This is a genomic window from Georgenia sp. AZ-5, from assembly GCF_043952095.1.
In the GTDB taxonomy this organism is placed as follows: Bacteria; Actinomycetota; Actinomycetes; order Actinomycetales; family Actinomycetaceae; genus Georgenia.
On sequence record NZ_JBINOU010000001.1, the window covers coordinates 399562 to 414571 of the forward strand.

Genomic DNA, 15010 nt, shown 5'->3' on the forward strand with positions numbered 1-15010 from the left:
GCTGGCCGGTCTGAGGCCGGCTGGTCCCGCCGCTCCCCTGGCTGCGCTGCCCCAGCTGCTCGCGCACGTACTCACCGGCCAGCGCGCTGATCTATCGCATACGCCGGTCATGCCACGACCGGTCGCCCAGGCGCCCATTCGCTCCCACCCGACTACGCGTCCACCCGGCTCCTCGAGGGGCCGATGGCGGGCGACGCATCACCGGTCTAAGTGTGGGCGTGCCAGACAAGGCGGGTAGCGGGAGGTCTCGTGCCCTGGGGCACCGAGATGGCGGTCAGCCAAGGATGTTCTCGATGTCGTCGAGCACGAGGTTCGCGGCGGTGACCCCGATGCCGAGCATCCAGGTGTCGTCGGAGACCTCGTGGGCATTGCCGGCCTGCACCGCGCCCAGCCGGTTCCACAGCTCCCCGCCGGTCACCTCGGCCACCGCCGTGTCCTCCGGCGCCCCGTAGGTCGAGGTGAAGAGGACGTCTCCGTCGGCTTGGGAGATCTGTTCGGGGGAGACCTCGACGAAGGTGTCCTGAACTTGCTGCGAGGCGGGCCGGGCGAAGCCCGCGTCGGCGAGCACGGTCCCGATGAACGAGGCCTCGCCGTAGAGCCGGATCTGGTCCGGGAGGAACCGCACCACGCTCACCTCGACGCTCGCGGGGTCGCCGCCGGAGACGGACTCGCCCACCTCGGCGGCGCGGGCCTCGTAGTCGGCGATGAGCTGGTCGGCCCGCTCCCGCTGCCCCAGGGCGTCACCGGTGAGCCGGAGCGTCTCCTTCCAGGTGTCACCCACGTCGCCGGCGAAGACGGTCGGTGCGATCTCGGAGAACTCGTCGTAGAGGTCCTCGTGGCGCACCGTGTTGGACAGGATCAGGTCCGGGTCGAGGGACGCGATCATCTCGAGGTTCGGCTCGCCGATGGTGCCGACCGGCTCGGTCTCGGACAGCTCGTCCCCGAGGTAGCTGACGAGGGAGGTGGAGACGTCCGTCGTGACCGCCCCGACGGGCGTGACGCCCAGGGAGACGACGGCGTCGAGCTCGCCGGTGTCGAGCACGACGACGCGCTCGACGTCCGCGGGGACCTCCGTGGCGCCCATCGCGTGCTCGACCGTGCGGGTCTCCGCCGACTCTGTCGTGGCCTCCGGGGCCGCGGCGCCCGCGCCGCACGAGGCGACGGACCCGGCCGCGACCAGGACCGCCAGGGCGCGGCCGGTCCGGGCCGTGAGGATGTTCGTGAGCACAGTGAAACCTCCGAAGCGGGGGGAACCTTACCTGCGTGGTCGCCAGACGGTAGCAGGTAAGGCTAGCCTTACCTACCAGCCGTTCAAGACCGCCCCTGAGGACATGCTGTGAACCCGACGACCACGCCCGCGGATCCGCGCGCCCCCGCGCCCGCCGCCCCGCGCGCCGGCAAAGGCCGACCGCGGCGGCGCCTGCTCGGCCTCGGCGTCCTCCTGGCCGCGGTCGCGGCGTGCGCGCTCCTCAGTCTCGCCGTCGGGTCCAAGGCCCTGCCCGTGGACCTCGTGTGGTCGGCGCTGGTGACGCCGGGCGGGTCCGAGGCGGACGTCATCGTCCGGGAGATGCGCCTGCCACGCACGGCCGTGGCCCTCGCCGCGGGAGCCGCCCTGGGCCTGTCGGGCGCCCTCATGCAGGGCCACACCCGCAACGCGCTGGCCGACCCGGGCCTGCTGGGCGTGAGCGCCGGGGCGGCGTTCGCCGTCGTGATCGCGGCCTACGTCCTCGGGGTCGACCGCCCCTCCGCGTACGTCTGGTTCGCCTTCGCCGGCGCCCTGGCGGCCACGGTGGTCGTGCTCGCCTTCGGCTCCGGGCGGGGGAACCCGGCCACCCTGGCCCTCGCCGGGGCGGCGGTGACCGCGCTGCTCGGCGCCCTGACCAGCGCGGTGGTTCTGCTCGACGTCGAGACGCTGCAGGCCTACCGGTTCTGGGCCGTGGGCTCCGTCGCCGGCCGGGATATCGAGGTGCTGGCCCCCATGCTGCCGTTCCTGCTCGCCGGGACGGTCCTCGCCCTCGCCAACGGGCCCGCCCTCAACTCGCTGGCGCTCGGCGAGGACGTCGCCCGGGCGCTCGGCCAGCACGTGCGCCGCGCGCGCCTGCTCGGCGTCGCCGCCGTCACGCTGCTCACGGGATCGGCGGTGGCCATGTGCGGGCCGATCGGCTTCGTCGGCCTCATCGTCCCGCACGCCGCGCGGGCGGTCACCGGCCCGGACCACCGCTGGCTGCTGCCCTACAGCGCCCTGGCGGGCGCGGCCGTGCTGCTCGCGGCGGACGTCGTCGGCCGGGTCGTGGTCCGCCCGGCCGAGCTCCAGGCGGGCATCGTGCTGGCCCTCGTAGGCGCGCCGTTCTTCGTCGCGCTCATCCGGCGCCGCCGGCCGGCGGCGCCGTGAGCGCCGAGCAGCTCCGGGCCGCCCCGGCCCGCACGCCGGCCCCCCACGCCGTCACCGGACGCCGCGCGGTGCGCCTGGGTCCCGCCTCCGCCGTGCTGCGCCCCCGGGTGGTGGCCGTCATGGCGCTGCTCGTCCTCCTCGGCGCCCTGCTGACGGCGGTCAGCGTGGCCCTCGGCGACCTGGGCCTGAACCTCCTGGAGGTGCTGGCGATCCTGGCCGGCGGCGGGGAGGACGGCGACCGGTTCGTCGTCCTCGGCCTGCGGCTGCCACGGGCGCTGACCGGGCTCCTGGTCGGCTTCGCCCTCGGCGTGGCCGGCGCGATCACCCAGTCCGTCAGCCGGAACCCGCTCGCCTCGCCCGACGTCCTGGGCATCACCTCGGGGGCGAGCGTGGGCGCCGTCGCCATGATCGTGCTCGCCCCGTCGGGCGGTGCCGCGGTCGGCGTGCCCGCCGCGGCCCTGCTCGGCGGCCTGGCCGCCGCCGTGGCCGTCTATGCCCTCGCCTGGCGGCAGGGCGTCGACGGCTTCCGCCTCGTGCTCGTCGGCATCGGGGTGAGCGCCTTCGGCACTTCCCTGACCACCTGGCTGCTCGTCCAGGCGGAGATCACCGACGCCGCCAGCGCGACCGTCTGGCTCACCGGCAGCCTCAACGGCCGCGGCTGGGACCACGCCCTCCCCGTGGCCGCGACCGTCGCAGCCGTCGGGCTGTGCGCGGGCCCGGCCGCCTTCGCCCTCCGGGCACTGGGGCTGGGGGACCAGGTGGCCGCCGGGCTCGGCGTCGGGGTGCAACGCGCCCGGCTGGTGCTGCTGCTCCTCGCCGTCACGCTGGCCTCCGTGGCCACGGCCTCCGCCGGCCCGGTGCCGTTCGTGGCGCTGGTCGCGCCGCAGGTGATCCTGCGCCTGACCCGGACCGCCGAACCCGCGCTCCTCGCCTCCGGGCTGCTCGGTGGCTGCCTGCTCGTCGCCGCAGACGTCGTCGCCCGCACCGCCCTGCCCGTCCAGCTGCCCGCCGGGGTGGTCACCGCCGTCATCGGCGCCCCCTTCCTGCTCCACCTGCTTCGACGACGGATCCGAGAGGTCACCCCATGACGGCTACGCCCCACAGGCTGCGCGCCGACGGCGTCACCCTGGCCTACGACGACCGCGTCGTCGTCGAGGGCCTTGACCTGGCCCCGGTCGACGGCGGCATCACCGCGATCATCGGCCCCAACGGCTGCGGCAAGTCCACTCTGCTGCGAGCCCTCGGCCGGCTGCTGCGCCCTCGGGCCGGGCGGATCCTCCTCGACGGCAAGCACATCGAGCACATGCGGACCCGCGAGGTGGCCAAGGTGCTCGGCGTCCTGCCGCAGGCGCCCGCCGCCCCGGAGGGGCTCACGGTGGCCGACCTGGTGGCCCGCGGGCGCCACCCGCACCAGTCCTGGATCCAGCAGTGGTCCACGGGCGACGAGGAGCACGTGGCCAAGGCCCTCGCTTGGACCGGGATGCTGGAGCACGCCGACCGCCCACTGGACGAGCTGTCCGGAGGGCAGCGCCAGCGCGCCTGGATCTCCATGGCCCTGGCCCAGGGTACCGACGTCCTGCTCCTCGACGAGCCGACCACCTACCTCGACCTTACCCACGCCCTCGAGGTCCTCGACCTGGTCGACACTCTGCACGAGGAGCAGGGCCGCACCGTTGTCATGGTGCTGCACGACCTCAACCTGGCCGCCCGCTACGCCGACCTGCTCGTCGTCATGAACAAGGGGCGTGTCGTCGCGGCCGGCGACCCGCGGGAGGTCCTCACCGAGCAGCTGCTGCACGAGGTCTTCGGGTTGCGGGCCACGATCGTCCCCGACCCCGTCTCGGACGCCCCGCTCGTCGTCCCGATCGGGAGACGGCACGTCCATGCCGATCTCAGCGGCGCCGAGCCCGTGCGCCACGAGGCGGCCTCCCGGTGACGACCAATCCACCTCCCGCACCGTTTGCCCGCCCGGTGTGCTGAGGTGGTGCTGTGGTGGTCGCGCGGGAGACACACGCGAGCCGGCAGGTGCGCCGGCGCGCGGCCGCGCTGCGGGCCGGCGCGGTGCTGCTGCTGGGTCTGGGCGGCCTCGCGGTCTGGCAGGCGGCGCCGGGCGCGGACGTCACGGCCCCGGCGGCCTCGCCGGTGAACCCGCTGGCCGGCACCCTGCCCGCCGCGCCGCAACCGTGGACCGGCGAGGCCACGGGGTGCACGGTGCCCGACCCCAGCGGCACCGGCGGCTGCGTGGCCGGAGTGACCGCGTGGGCCGTCGACCAGCTCACCGCCGCCGTCGGCGAGCAGCCCATGACCTGCTGGAGCGAGCACGCCTGGAACCCCTCCAGCGACCACCCGCGCGGGCTGGGCTGCGACATCTTCGTCGGCGCGGCCGGGCAGTTCCCCGCCGGCGACCATCTCGCCCACGGTTGGCGGATGGCCGAGTGGCTGCGGGTCCACGCCGCGGACCTCGGGGTCCACTACCTCATCTGGCAGGGTCAGATCTGGGTGGCCGACCGCGCCGGCGCGGGCTGGGTGCCCTACGACGGCGGCGGCGTCTACGACCCCGGCGACGCCACCGGCGGCCACTTCGACCACGTGCACGTCTCACTGCGCGGATGAGCGGCGGGCGAAGCCGCCGGCCCGCCACCGCGCGCCCCGGAGCGCGGCGCATAGGCTGGTCCGATGAGCGATGCACCCGCGGACGCACGCGAGATCCTGGGCTGGGCGGAGTTCGGCGACGCGGCCCGCGAGCTCGCCCGGGAGGTGGTCCGCTCCAACTGGATGCCGGACCTGGTCATCGCCGTCGCGCGCGGCGGCCTGGTGCCGGCGGGCGCCGTGGCCTACGCCCTCGACGTGAAGGCGATGGGCACGCTGAACGTGGAGTTCTACACCGGCGTCGCCCAGACGCTGCCGGAGCCCGTGGTGCTCCCGCCGCTCATGGACACCTCCGACCTGCCCGGGCGCAGGGTGCTCGTGGTCGACGACGTCGCCGACTCCGGCCGCACCCTCGCCCTGGTGATGGACATGATCCGGGCGCACGGGCTGCCCGCGGACGTCGACGGCGACGGCGTGGCCGGGCAGACGCTGCCGGTCGACGCCCGCTCGGCCGTCATCTACTCCAAGCCCCGCTCGGTCATCGAGCCGGACTACGTCTGGCGCCGCACCGACCGCTGGATCACCTTCCCGTGGTCGGCGCAGGAGCCGGTCACCGCCGAGGCGGAGTTCGCGGCGCGGCCCTGACGTCCCCGGGGGCCCCCGCGCGACGAGGGTGCTCGCCGTCCATCGCGAGCGCCTCACGCAGGTGCGCCACCAGGCCCTCGGCGCCGGACTCGACCACGCGCAGCGTGTCGTAGAAGCCGGCGTGGTCGCCATACCAGGGGTCGGGCACGTCGAGGTCGCGCTCCCCCGCCGCGCTGGCGTCGAACTCGCGCCACAGCCGCACCTCGGCGCTGCGCCCGGGGCCGTCGAGCTCGGCGCGCCGGCGCAGCGCGCGGGCGTGCTGGGTGGTCATGGCGAGGGCCAGGTCGTAGCGGGCGAGCTCACCGGGGCGCACCTGGTGCGCGCTGTGCGCGGGCACCGGGTAGCCGTGCTCGGCCAGCACCGCGCGCGCCCGCCGGTCGATGGGGTTGCCGTGCTCCTCGTCGCTGGTGCCGGCCGAGGCCACCTCGACCAGGTCCGCCATCCCCGCCTCGGCGAGCCGCTCGCGCAGCACGACCTCGCCCATGGGGGAGCGGCAGATGTTGCCGGTGCACACCACGAGGACGCGGTAGGGCTGGGGGCTGGCGTCGGGATTCATGGCCACCATCGTGCCAAACCCGCCCGGCGGCGCCGGGCGGGCGATCCGGAAAAGGTGGTGACACGCGCCGCCGCGTCTGCCTAACGTTTGGCGTACACGAGAAAGGAGGTGGTCCTGAAGTGATTTTTCTTGGGACGCGTGAGGTGACCACCCGCTAGCCGTCAGCGGACGGACCGCAGGTCCTCCCGCCGGACGGCGGCGAGAACCAGGTGGTCACCGGAGCCCGCGGGGCCGTGAGCTCGTCCTCCACGGCACCCGGCCGCAAGGCCGGGACCCGCGGGCTCTTCCATGCCTCGGCGCGGTCCGACGCCGTGGATGCCGCCGGGGTAGTCCTGCGCCTGCACGGCCGTGAGCCACCGCACGGCCGCGGCGGCCGTGGGGAACGGCGGCCCGGCGATCCGCTGGGCGGCGATGCGCAGCAGCGCGACGTCCCGCAGCGTCGTCATGCGGGCGTCGCCAGCTCCCCCGCGGCGGCCGGCCCGGCGCGGCGGCCGCTCACAGCCGCTGCCAGTCGGGCTTGGCCTCGTAGACCTGGCGGAAGTAGCCGGCGAGCTGGAGCCGGGAGGCCGCGGCGTCGTCGAGCAGCACGGTGGCGTGCGGGTGGTGCTGCATGATCGTGGCCGGCCACATGGCGCTGACGGCCCCCTCGACCAGGTGGTGGACCGCCTCGGCCTTGCTGGTGCCGGCGGCCAGCAGCACCAGGTGCCGGGCGGACATGATGGTCGCCAGGCCCTGGGTCAGGCAGTGGCGCGGCACGGCGCCGGGGTCCCCGCCGAAGAACCGGGCGTTGTCCCGCCGGGTCTGGGCGGTGAGGGTCTTGATGCGGGTGCGCGAGGCCAGGGACGAGCCCGGCTCGTTGAAGGCGATGTGCCCGTCGGTGCCGATGCCCAGGATCTGCAGGTCCACCCCGCCGGCCGCGGCGATCGCCGCCTCGTAGTCCGCGCAGGCGGCGCGCAGGTCCGCGGCGGACCCGTCGGGGCCCCGCACGGCGCCCGGCGCGAAGTCGACCCGGGCCGCGAAGTCCCGGTCGATGACGTTGCGGTACCGCTCGGGATGGTCGGCGGGCAGCCCGACGTACTCGTCCAGCATGAACGCCCGGGCCCGGGCGAAGGAGATCCGGCCGGCCTGGTGGCGGCGGACCAGCTCGTCGTAGACGGCCAGCGGGCTGGACCCGGTGGCCAGCCCCAGCACGGCGTCCGGCCTGGCCGCCAGCAGGTGCTCGACCGCGTCGGCGGCCAGGGGCGCGAGGGCCTCGGCGGTGGGCTGGATGACGACTTCCATGACGCTCCTCTCGGCCGGGGGTCCCCGAGCCCAATCTGGCACAACGGCCGTGCGCAGCAAACAGGCCAGGGCGGCTCCCGGGCCCCGCTCAGGAACGGGCGGCCGGCCCGGCCGGCGTGGCGAGCAGGAACGCGGGGGGCGTGAGTTCGGCGGCGGCGAAGGCCTCCCCGACGGCGTCGGCCACCTCGGCGGCGCGGGCGGCCTCGACCAGGGCGATCGCCGAGCCGCCGAAGCCGCCGCCGGTCATCCGGGCGCCGTGCGCACCGGCGGCCCGTGCCGCCTCCACCGCCACGTCGAGCTCGCGGGCGCTGACCTGGTAGTCGTCCCGCAGCGAGGCGTGCGAGGCGTCCAGCAGCGCCCCCGTCCGCGCCTGCTCCCCGCCCGTGAGCGCCGCACCGGGCGCGGCGCGCAGCAGCGCCGCGAGCTCGCGCACCCGCTCGATCTCGCTGACGACGTGGCGCACCCGGCGGCGGTGCTCGCCGTCGAGGCGCGCCAGCACGTCGTCGAGCGTGGTCTCGCCGGCCATGACGGCGTCCGCGGTCTCCCGCAGCGAGGGCACGCCGAGCACCCGGGCGGCCTCCTCGCACACCTGGCGGCGGCGGGCGTACTGCCCGTCCACCAGCCGGTGCTCCGCGCGGGTGTCGATGACCAGCAGCGCCAGGCCCGCCGCCGCGAGGTCGAACGGCACCTGCTCCACCGAGCCGTCGCGGCAGTCCAGGAGCAGCGCGTGGCCGGCCTGTGCCCGCAGCGAGGCGGCCTGGTCCATCCCGCCGGTCGGCGCGCCGGCGACCTCGTTCTCCGCCCGCACGCAGGCGGCGGCCAGCCGGGTCCGGCCGGCGTCGCCGTCGGCGAGGCCGAGGCCGGCGAGGTCGTCCAGCGCCACGGCGACGGCGCACTCCAGCGCCGCAGAGGAGCTCAGGCCGGCGCCGTAGGGGACGCAGGAGTCCACCGCGATGTCGAAGCCGGGCAGCGAGCCGGCCGGGGCGAGACCGGCCCGCTCGAGGGCCCAGGCGACCCCGACGGCGTAGGCGGCCCAGCCGGGCACCTCGCCCCGCGTACCGGCGGGGGCGACGGCGTCGAGGTCCACCTCGCGCGCCCCGCCCGGCTCCTGGGCGCTGACCAGCCGGACGGTGCGGTCCGCCCGGGGACGCACCGCGACGTAGGTGCGGTGCTCGAGCGCCACGGGCAGGCACAGCCCGCCGTTGTAGTCGGTGTGCTCGCCGATGACGTTGACCCGGCCGGGGGCGGACCACACGCCCTCGGGCGCGCCGCCGAAGGCCTCGGCGAACAGGTCCCGCGCGCGCCCGGCGCCCTCCGGCCCGTCCCACGGCGCGAGCAGGGCGCTCACGCGCGGGTCCCGACCGGCTCGGCGGCGACGGCCGGCACGACCTCGCGCAGCCGGTCGGCGATGCGCTCGGGGGTGCTGTCGGAGATCCACGCGCCCATGCCGGACTCGGAGCCGGCGAGGTACTTCAGCTTGCCGGGGGCCCGGAGGATGGAGAACAGCTGCAGGTGCAGGCGCAGGTCCTCCCGGCCCTCCCGCACGGGCGCCTGGTGCCATGCGGCGATGTAGGGCAGGTGGATCGGCCCGCCGGAGTCCTCCTCGCCCGGCGGGACGACGAAGAAGCGGTCCCCGCCCTGCAGCAGGCGCAGGTAGATGCCCGCGAGGTCGGCCCGCTCGGCGTCGTCGAGGGCGGGCAGGTCGGGCACGTCCCGGCGCGGAGCGAGGTGGGCCTCCACGGGCCACCGGGCCGCGGCGGGCACGTAGGCCACCCAGTGCTCGGACTCGGCCACCACCCGGCGGCCCGAGCGCAGCTCGGCGTCGAGGACGTCGCGCAGCAGGTTGCGGCCGGTGCGCCGCCGGTGGGCGGCCGCGTGGCGCAGCATCGTGGCGGTGCGCGGGGTCAGGTAGGGGTAGGCGTAGATCTGCCCGTGCGGGTGGTGCAGCGTCACCCCGATCTCCTTGCCGCGGTTCTCGAAGCAGAACACCTGCTCCACCCCCGGCAGCGCCGCCAGCGCCGCCGTGCGGTCCGCCCACGCCTCGATCACGGTGCGCATGCGCCGCGTGCCCACCCCGGCCAGGGACCCGGTGGGGTCCGGCGAGAAGCAGATCACCTCGGTGCGCCCGGCCGCCGGGCGCACCGGCCACAGCTCCTCGCCGTCGAGATACGCGACCTCGTCCTCCACGCCGGGCACGGCGACCAGCGAGGGGAACCGGTTCTCGAACACCACGACGTCGTAGTCGGTGTCCGGGATCTCCCCGTCCTGGTAGGCCGCGCCCGGGCGGGCGGGCGCGAACGGGTTGGCGTCGGCCGGGGGCAGGAACGTGCGGTTCATCCGGTGCGTGGCCATGGGGATCCACTCCCCGGTGAGCACGTCGTAGCGCATCTGCGGCGCGGTGACGGGCCGGGCGACGCCGTCCTCCCCGACGACGTCGGCGAAGCGGTCCGGCAGGGGCCGCGGGTCGTCCAGCCGCCGGGTGGCGCCGCCGGAGACGTACGGCTCGGAGTCGTCGAAGTAGATCAGCTCGCGGCCGTCGGCCAGGCGCGTGGTGGTCTTGCGGACGATCATCGCTCCTGCTCCTTCCGGCCGCCGGGCGCGGCGCGGCAGTCCCCGGACCCCTTCGTCATGGCGACCCTAGCGGCCGGCGCCGGCGACTTCGCGCGAGGGCAGCCCGGGCCCGGGGGCGGACACGCGACGGTCGACGGCGGCGGCCTGCTGATTGGTGGCCTCCCGGCCCGGGGTGGAACGCTGACCGCATGGACCTTCGCATCTTCACCGAGCCGCAGCAGGGCGCGTCCTACGACGACCAGCTCGCCATCGCCCGGCGCGCCGAGCGCCTGGGCTTCTCGGCCTTCTTCCGCTCCGACCACTTCCTGCGGATGGGCGACGGCGACCCCCTGCCCGGGCCCACCGACGCCTGGACGACCCTCGCCGGCCTCGCCCGGGAGACCTCCACCATCCGGCTCGGCACGCTGGTCACCTCGGCCACCTTCCGCCACCCCGGCCTGCTCGCCGTCCAGGTGGCCCAGGTCGACGCGATGTCCGGCGGCCGCGTCGAGCTCGGCCTGGGCGCCGGCTGGTTCGAGCAGGAGCACCTGGCCTACGGCGTGCCGTTCCCCGCCAAGCGATTCGGCCTGCTCGAGGAGCAGCTCGAGATCGTCACCGGCCTGTGGGGCACGCCGGTGGGTGCGCGGTTCAGCTACGAGGGCAAGCACTACCGGCTCGCCGACTCCCCCGCCCTGCCCAAGCCGGTGCAGCACCCGGTGCCGGTCATCGTGGGCGGCGGCGGGCCGAGGCGCACGCCGCGGCTGGCGGCCCGCTTCGCCGGGGAGTACAACCAGTCCTTCCCCGAGAAGTCGGCCGTCGTGCCGCAGATGAACCGGGTGCGGGCGGCCTGCGAGGAGGCCGGGCGCGACCCCGACGAGCTCACCTACTCGGTCGCCTTCGTCGCCTGCGTGGGCAAGGACGAGGCCGAGTTCGCCCGCCGCGCCGCGGCGATCGGGCGCGAGCCGGCCGAGCTGCGCGACCACGGCCTGGCCGGCACCCCCGCCGAGATGGTGGACGGCCTGGGTGCCCTGGCCGAGCAGGGCATCACCCGCGTGTACCTGCAGTGCCTGGACATCCGGGACCTCGACCACCTCGACCTCATCGCCGAGGAGGCCATGGCCAGTCTTTGAGCCGCCCCCGGCGGGCGGCGGCCCGGGGCCGGTCGGGGGCGCGACGCCGGTCGCGGGCCCGGCGCCGGTTGCGGGGGGCCACCGTCGGGCATGATCGCCGGTATGGACGACGACGTCACGCCGCTGCGCCTCGGGTACTCGGTCGGGTACTGGGCCGCCGGGCCGCCCGCGGGCGCCGCGGAGGCCGTCGCGGCCGCCGACGAGCTCGGCCTGGACTCGGTGTGGACGGCGGAGGCTTACGGCTCCGACGCCCTCACGCCGCTGGCGTGGTGGGGGGCGCGCACCCGCCGGGTCCGGCTGGGTACCGCCGTAGCGCAGATGGCGGCGCGCACGCCCACGGCCACCGCCATGGCGGCCCTGACCCTCGACCACCTCTCCGGCGGCCGGTTCGTCCTGGGCCTCGGGGCGTCGGGCCCGCAGGTGGTGGAGGGCTGGTACGGGCAGCCCTACCCGCGGCCGCTGGCCCGCACCCGGGAGTACGTCGACGTCGTCCGGCAGGTCCTGCGCCGGGCGGAGCCGGTGCGGCTGGACGGCGAGTTCTTCCAGCTGCCGCTGCGCGGCGGCACCGGCCAGGGCAAGCCGCTGCGCGCGACCGTGCACCCGCTGCGCGCGGATCTGCCGATCCACCTGGCGGCCGAAGGGCCCCGGAACACCGAGCTCGCCGCCGAGATCGCCGACGGGTGGCTCCCGGCGTTCTTCTCGCCCCGGCTGGATGCCGAGTACGCCGCCCGGCTCCGGGCGGGCTTCGCGCGGCGCACCGCGAACCTCTCCCCCGCCACCGCGTTCGAGGTCAGCGCCGGCGTCCCGGTGTCGCTGGCCGAGGACGTCGAGCCGGCCGCCGACGCGCTGCGCCCCAACCTGGCGCTGTACATCGGCGGGATGGGGTCGGCGACGACGAACTTCCACCGCGAGGCCATCGAGCGGCTCGGTCACGAGGCGGCGTGCGCGGAGGTCGCGCGCCGGTGGGCGGCGGGCGACAAGGCGGGCGCGGCGGCGGCCGTGCCGACGGAGCTGGTGCTCGACGTCGCCCTCGCGGGCAACCCGGCCCAGCTGCGCGAACAGCTGGCCGCATGGGAGCGCAGCGTCGTCACCACGCTGATCCTGCAGACCGATCCGCGGGCGCTGCGCGCCGTCGTGGCGGGGCTGCGGGGCTGACGCGCGCCGGGTTTCGGTCGGCGCAGGTCCTCTCGCGCGGGGCGGGCGGGGCGCGCACGATCGGAGGTGAGGACCGGTGGGCACCGTCGCCCGCCGGCAGGAAGGACGGACGACCATGACCGAGATCCATCTGATCGACCTCCAGGAGCAGCCCGTGGTGGGGCGGCGCCAGCAGATCCGGATGGACCAGATCGCGGAGATCTTCGAGACCACGCTGAACGACGTCCTCCAGGCGATCCGGGCGGCCGGCGCCACGACCGCGGGCGCGCCCTACGCGCGGTACTTCGGCAAGCCGGCCGAGACCGCCGACGTCGAGGTGGGCTTCCCCGTCACCGAGCCCTTCACCGCCACCGGCGATCTCGTGGTCAGCGTCCTGCCGGCGGCCCGCGCCGCCGAGGCGATCCACCGCGGGCCTTACGACAGGCTCGTGGAGACCTACCGCGAGATGGAGCTGTGGGCTCAGGAGCACAAGGTCGTGCTGCTCGAGGAGGCGTGGGAGATCTACGAGGCCGGCCCGGAGTCCGACCCGGACCCGGCGACGTGGCGCACGCGCATCCTGTACCCGGTGAGCCCACCGCAGGTGGAGCAGGGCGAGGGCGGGACCGACACCTGAGCTCGCGCCCGCCCGCGTGCATCCCCGGCGCCGGCCCGCCGGCGTGCGTCAGCTGCCGTGCGTCAGCGGCTCCTCGCTCTCGGGCGGCTGGTAGAGCCCGAACGCCGAGCCCTGGTCGTCCCGGCACAGCTTGAAGCGGCCGAACCGGGCCTGCGACTCCTGGTCGCCCTCGACGTCGACGCCCTCGACCTCGCCGCCGAGCTCGCGCACGCGCGCCACCGCCGCCTCGATGTCGTGGACGCGGAAGAAGAGGTAGGGACCGCCGCCGGCGTCGCCGCCGTGCATGCCGCCCGGGATCGTGGGGGTCCGGATCGCGTACCCGCCGCTGCCCAGCGGCCCGGGCTCGAAGGTCCAGCCGAACAGCGCCCCGTAGAACGCCTTGCCACGCTCGGTGTCACCCACGCCGAGCTCGAAGAACGCAACCTCACCGGACATCGTCGTCTCCGTTCGTCGCTGGCGGGCAGGCTACGGAAGCGGCGCGTCGCCCGGCAAGCCCCCCGCCCGGCTCTCCGCCTCCACCGTGGTGACGACCGTGACGAGGCTGGGGGCGGCCGGCGTCGAGCTGAAACCGAACCGCGTGGGTGGGTGGACGGGGCGCAGCGTGCCGAGGTCCGCGCCCTCCCAGTGCGCGTGCGCGGCGACCACGCGGTGCAGGTCCCGGGCGCCGTACCACTCGCGCCTGCAGGCGCCGGCGGTGCCCACGGTGCTGACGCCGGGCAGGAGGGCCCGCGCCACGGGCCCGGTGACGCGGGCCCAGGGCAGGCTCACCGCGAGGGGCGCCGGGACCAGCCGCAGGAGGTGGCCCAGGGCCGTGCGGGGCCCGACGACGAACGCCAGCCGCAGCGGGCCGGCCGTCACGTGCCAGCTGGGTCCGTCCCGGCGGACGTCGACGGGCACCTCGACCACCTCGTCGAAGTGGTAGGTGCCGGAGACGAACTCGGCCACGTCCGCCTTCGGCGCGAGCAGCAGCCGGTGGCCGTCTGCGCGCTCGACCATGACGTCGGCGAACGGCCCGAACGGCGAGGTGGGCCAGTGACCGAGCACCGCCCGGGTGCCCTCGGCGGTGCCGACGCCGGCGATGTGGCCGCTGAAGCGCCATCGGACCGGGCGGGCGCGGCCGGCCCCTGCGTGTCGTCTCGTCGTCCTGGCTCCGCTTCCTCGACGGGATCGCCGCGCTGCGGCTGAGAGGCGCCAGTATCCCGGTGCGCACCGGCCCCCGCATGCCGGATCTTCGGCGTGCCACCCCTCGTGCGGGTCGGCACTGCCCACCCCTCTGTGACGAGCCGGTGACGAGCCCGTAACGGCCTTCTCGTGACACTGGCACCGCCGGGGGTGATCGCGATCCCGGCCGGGCCGCCCCGACGGCGCGCTGGCGATCGAGGAGGAGTCATGCGTCGAGCTGCGTGGACCAGCGCCGCCTCCGTCGGCGTGCTGCTCGCGATGGGCGGGTGCGCCGGCGACGGGACGGCGGCGGAGACCGAGCCCGCCGCGGGCGAGGCGGCGACCCCCGCCGGCGGTGAGGCCGGCGGCGGCACCGGCGACGGGTCCGGCGGCGTCGAGCCGGCGGTGACCGGCACCTTCCAGGACCCGGACGGCAACGAGGTCGGCACGGTGGAGATCGGGGAGGACGACGGCGGCACGCGCCTGTCCGTGGGGGTCACCGGACTGACCCCGGGGTTCCACGGCCTGCACGTCCACGCCGTCGGGCTGTGCGAGCCGGACAGCCCGAACCCGACCGACCCGGCGCAGGTCGGCGACTTCCTCTCCGCCGGCGGGCACCTGGGCGCCGCCGACGCCGACCACGGCGCGCACGCGGGCGACCTGCCCTCGCTGTACGTCGACGCGTCGGGCACGGGCACGCTGGAGGTCGCCACGGACGCCTTCACCGCGGAGGACCTGCTGGACGACGACGGCAGCGCGGTCATGGTCCACGCCAACCGGGACAACTTCGCGCACATCCCCGAGCGCTACGCGCCGCAGGGCCCCGACGAGCAGACGCGGCGCACGGGCGACGCCGGGGACCGGGTGGCGTGCGCCGTCGTCGAGGAGGAGTGAGACCGCCGCGGCTGAGCCCCGGGGCGGCGGGGGCTCGCCCTTGC

17 protein-coding genes are annotated in these 15010 nt (G+C 75.9%); 9 read left to right on the forward strand and 8 right to left on the reverse strand.

Annotated features, from left to right (window positions below):
- Positions 1–274 precede the first annotated feature (274 nt).
- The gene (locus ACF0H8_RS01890) at positions 275–1228 is read right to left on the reverse strand and encodes an ABC transporter substrate-binding protein (RefSeq protein WP_395287305.1); all 954 of its coding nucleotides are present in this window, start codon (positions 1226–1228) and stop codon (positions 275–277) included.
- 108 nt (positions 1229–1336) lie between these two features.
- Here ACF0H8_RS01890 and ACF0H8_RS01895 point away from each other — a divergent pair, with 108 nt between their 5' ends.
- The 5 genes from ACF0H8_RS01895 to ACF0H8_RS01915 all read left to right on the forward strand — a co-directional run bounded on the left by ACF0H8_RS01895 (position 1337) and on the right by ACF0H8_RS01915 (position 5626).
- Positions 1337–2392, forward strand: coding sequence for a FecCD family ABC transporter permease (locus tag ACF0H8_RS01895; protein WP_395287306.1), 1056 nt, complete (start codon positions 1337–1339; stop codon positions 2390–2392).
- Positions 2389–3480 carry a FecCD family ABC transporter permease gene (locus tag ACF0H8_RS01900; protein WP_395287307.1) on the forward strand — a complete coding sequence of 364 codons (1092 nt, stop codon included), beginning with the start codon at positions 2389–2391 and terminating at the stop codon, positions 3478–3480. The genes ACF0H8_RS01895 and ACF0H8_RS01900 overlap by 4 nt, the downstream gene beginning before the upstream one ends.
- The gene (locus ACF0H8_RS01905; protein ID WP_395287308.1) at positions 3477–4328 is read left to right on the forward strand and encodes an ABC transporter ATP-binding protein; all 852 of its coding nucleotides are present in this window, start codon (positions 3477–3479) and stop codon (positions 4326–4328) included. Before ACF0H8_RS01900 ends, ACF0H8_RS01905 begins: the two co-directional genes overlap by 4 nt.
- A 53-nt stretch (positions 4329–4381) precedes the next feature.
- Entirely contained in the window at positions 4382–5005 is a 624-nt protein-coding gene (locus tag ACF0H8_RS01910; protein WP_395287309.1) for a hypothetical protein, read from the forward strand.
- 63 nt (positions 5006–5068) lie between these two features.
- On the forward strand, positions 5069–5626 hold the full coding sequence (locus ACF0H8_RS01915) for a phosphoribosyltransferase (protein ID WP_395287310.1): 558 nt from the start codon (positions 5069–5071) through the stop codon (positions 5624–5626).
- Here the strand turns inward: ACF0H8_RS01915 and ACF0H8_RS01920 are convergent.
- The 5 genes from ACF0H8_RS01920 to galT form a co-directional block, all read right to left on the reverse strand.
- A complete protein-coding gene (locus ACF0H8_RS01920) occupies positions 5592–6182 on the reverse strand; it encodes a low molecular weight protein-tyrosine-phosphatase (RefSeq protein ID WP_395287311.1) in 591 nt (196 codons plus the stop codon). The genes ACF0H8_RS01915 and ACF0H8_RS01920 overlap by 35 nt on opposite strands.
- 161 nt (positions 6183–6343) lie before the next feature.
- A complete protein-coding gene (locus tag ACF0H8_RS01925) occupies positions 6344–6628 on the reverse strand; it encodes a hypothetical protein (protein ID WP_395287312.1) in 285 nt (94 codons plus the stop codon).
- Between the two features lie 49 nt (positions 6629–6677).
- A complete protein-coding gene (gene nagB / locus ACF0H8_RS01930) occupies positions 6678–7463 on the reverse strand; it encodes a glucosamine-6-phosphate deaminase (RefSeq protein ID WP_395287313.1) in 786 nt (261 codons plus the stop codon).
- Between the two features lie 88 nt (positions 7464–7551).
- Positions 7552–8811: a galactokinase gene (gene galK, locus ACF0H8_RS01935; RefSeq protein ID WP_395287314.1), complete on the reverse strand. Its 1260-nt coding sequence runs from the start codon at positions 8809–8811 to the stop codon at positions 7552–7554.
- Positions 8808–10034: a galactose-1-phosphate uridylyltransferase gene (gene galT / locus ACF0H8_RS01940; protein WP_395287315.1), complete on the reverse strand. Its 1227-nt coding sequence runs from the start codon at positions 10032–10034 to the stop codon at positions 8808–8810. The genes galK and galT overlap by 4 nt, the downstream gene beginning before the upstream one ends.
- Before the next feature lie 188 nt (positions 10035–10222).
- Between galT and ACF0H8_RS01945 the strand changes: the two genes are divergently transcribed.
- The 3 genes from ACF0H8_RS01945 (at position 10223) to ACF0H8_RS01955 (ending at position 12911) form a co-directional block, all read left to right on the forward strand.
- Positions 10223–11143 (forward strand): LLM class F420-dependent oxidoreductase, encoded by a 921-nt coding sequence (locus tag ACF0H8_RS01945; RefSeq protein ID WP_395287316.1) that lies wholly within the window; start codon positions 10223–10225, stop codon positions 11141–11143.
- A gap of 123 nt (positions 11144–11266) precedes the next feature.
- Positions 11267–12298 carry an LLM class F420-dependent oxidoreductase gene (locus ACF0H8_RS01950; protein WP_395290791.1) on the forward strand — a complete coding sequence of 344 codons (1032 nt, stop codon included), beginning with the start codon at positions 11267–11269 and terminating at the stop codon, positions 12296–12298.
- A 115-nt stretch (positions 12299–12413) separates the two neighbouring features.
- Positions 12414–12911, forward strand: a complete 498-nt coding sequence (locus tag ACF0H8_RS01955) for a GyrI-like domain-containing protein (protein ID WP_395287317.1) — start codon at positions 12414–12416, stop codon at positions 12909–12911.
- A gap of 48 nt (positions 12912–12959) precedes the next feature.
- Here ACF0H8_RS01955 and ACF0H8_RS01960 read toward each other — a convergent pair whose 3' ends face one another.
- Both ACF0H8_RS01960 and ACF0H8_RS01965 read right to left on the reverse strand, forming a co-directional pair.
- Positions 12960–13346: a VOC family protein gene (locus ACF0H8_RS01960; protein ID WP_395287318.1), complete on the reverse strand. Its 387-nt coding sequence runs from the start codon at positions 13344–13346 to the stop codon at positions 12960–12962.
- 30 nt (positions 13347–13376) lie between these two features.
- On the reverse strand, positions 13377–13955 hold the full coding sequence (locus ACF0H8_RS01965; protein ID WP_395287319.1) for a hypothetical protein: 579 nt from the start codon (positions 13953–13955) through the stop codon (positions 13377–13379).
- A 345-nt stretch (positions 13956–14300) separates the two neighbouring features.
- Here ACF0H8_RS01965 and ACF0H8_RS01970 point away from each other — a divergent pair, with 345 nt between their 5' ends.
- Positions 14301–14966: a superoxide dismutase family protein gene (locus tag ACF0H8_RS01970; protein ID WP_395287320.1), complete on the forward strand. Its 666-nt coding sequence runs from the start codon at positions 14301–14303 to the stop codon at positions 14964–14966.
- The last annotated feature ends 44 nt before the right edge of the window (positions 14967–15010 follow it).